At 74.8% G+C, this 1,565-nt stretch carries 1 protein-coding gene; it reads right to left on the reverse strand.

The genetic code is table 11. The features are described 5' to 3' along the window. Positions 1-1,523: hypothetical protein (locus tag AC13HU_RS36875; RefSeq protein WP_483046361.1), on the reverse strand; the 1,523-nt coding region annotated here is incomplete at its 3' end. Positions 1,524-1,565: the final 42 nt, after the last annotated feature.

The following is a 1,565-nucleotide window of genomic DNA, read 5'->3' on the forward strand; positions in this document are numbered from 1 at the left end:
AGGAGCGCGAGCACTGCGGAACGTTGCGCTGCGGGCGCCTCGTCGTCGAAGGGGTCGGGTGTGGCGGGTACTTGGAGCCGTAGCACGGGGCCGGTGCCGAGCCGGGCGTAGCCGCGCCCGGGCGGTACTTCGCCTGCGGGGGTGGTGCGTTGCGGCGCCCCGAGGACGGCCTGCACGTGCTCGGGTGCGAGTGGCCCGAGCACTACTCTGGCGCGGGTCTGCGAGATCACCACGGGAGCCAGCGCCTCGGTCGCGTCGAGCTGATCGGCCACCGCGACCGCGACGTTCGCGGTGCGTCCGTGCCGCAGCGGGACGTCCAGCAGCGTCTGGGGGTCAGGGCGCCCTTCGGCGAGCGCGAGCTGCGTGAGCGCGGTCGGCCGGTCGACGACGATCCACAGCGGCCGCCGTACGTCCTCGGCAACCGGATTGCCGGCCTGCCGGGCCCGGTTCACCGCGATCAGCCGCCGCTCGGTCTCGTGTGCGGCCCATTCCAGCGTGGCCGACGCCCCGAGCAGGCCGTCCTCGACGGCGAGCACGCCCGGCCGACCGGCCAGGCACGCGTACTCCCCGGTGCCGCTGCCGTCCACGACCACCACGTCGCCGTGTACCAGTGCCTGGAGCACGATCGACCGCAGCAGGCTCGTCGTACCGGTGCCGGGCTGGCCGAGCGCCAGCAGGTGCGGCTCGGTGGAGCGGGCGCCGGTTCGCCACATCACCGGCGGCGCGTCCCGGGTGACCGTCTGGTCGTCGCCGCCCGCGCCGTTCTCCTCGCCGGCCGGCACCGCGACCGGCACCGTCCGCTGCACCGTGCCGGTGTCGGTGAAGCCGAGCACCGTCTCGCCCGGAGAAGTGACGAACCGCTGCGCGACGATGTCGGTCGGCAGCGGTGGCAGGGCGGTGAGGGTGAGGTGGTTCTCCTCCTCGTTCCAGTCGAAGCGGTACTCGCGGCCGCGCCCGGCCTTGGCGTGCAGCAGTTGCTCCACCCGGGTGCGGGAGTCCGCCTCGCCGTCGGTGAAGTACGCCGGGTAGCGCAGATGCAGCCGCGCCAGCCGGCCGTCCTGGAACTCGTACGAGCTGAACGCCCGGTCCCAGTCGCCGTCGTGCGCGTACAGCGGCGCCGGGTCGCCCGCGTCGGACAGGTACGGGACCAGCGCCTCGTACAGCGACTGGAGCCGTACGCCCTCGGCCTCGCTCGGCCCGGCGGGCGCGGAGCCGGCGCGGTCCCGGCCCATCCACGCGGCCGACGCGACCAGCGCGGCGACACCGAGGATCGGCCCGTACGGCATCATCGCCACGATCACGACGGCCGCGACGGCCAGCAGCAGTGCCGGTCCGCGCCGGTCCTTCGGGGTGCGGCCCCACCACCCGCCGGCCCAGGACACCTGCCTGCGCATGCCTCGGGCGATGGTGATGACGGGGTGCAGCACGTCGCCGGCGCCGTCGGCCGCGGTGCGCGCCAGGTCACGGCCTCGGACGAGCGCCGGTCGGGTGCTGAGGATGCTGGGAAGGGGACGCCTGGCCACGGGTTGCTCCATGGGTGGTTCGGGTGGGGGACGGCGCATGGG

This window comes from Streptomyces sp. NH27 (assembly GCF_056859195.1).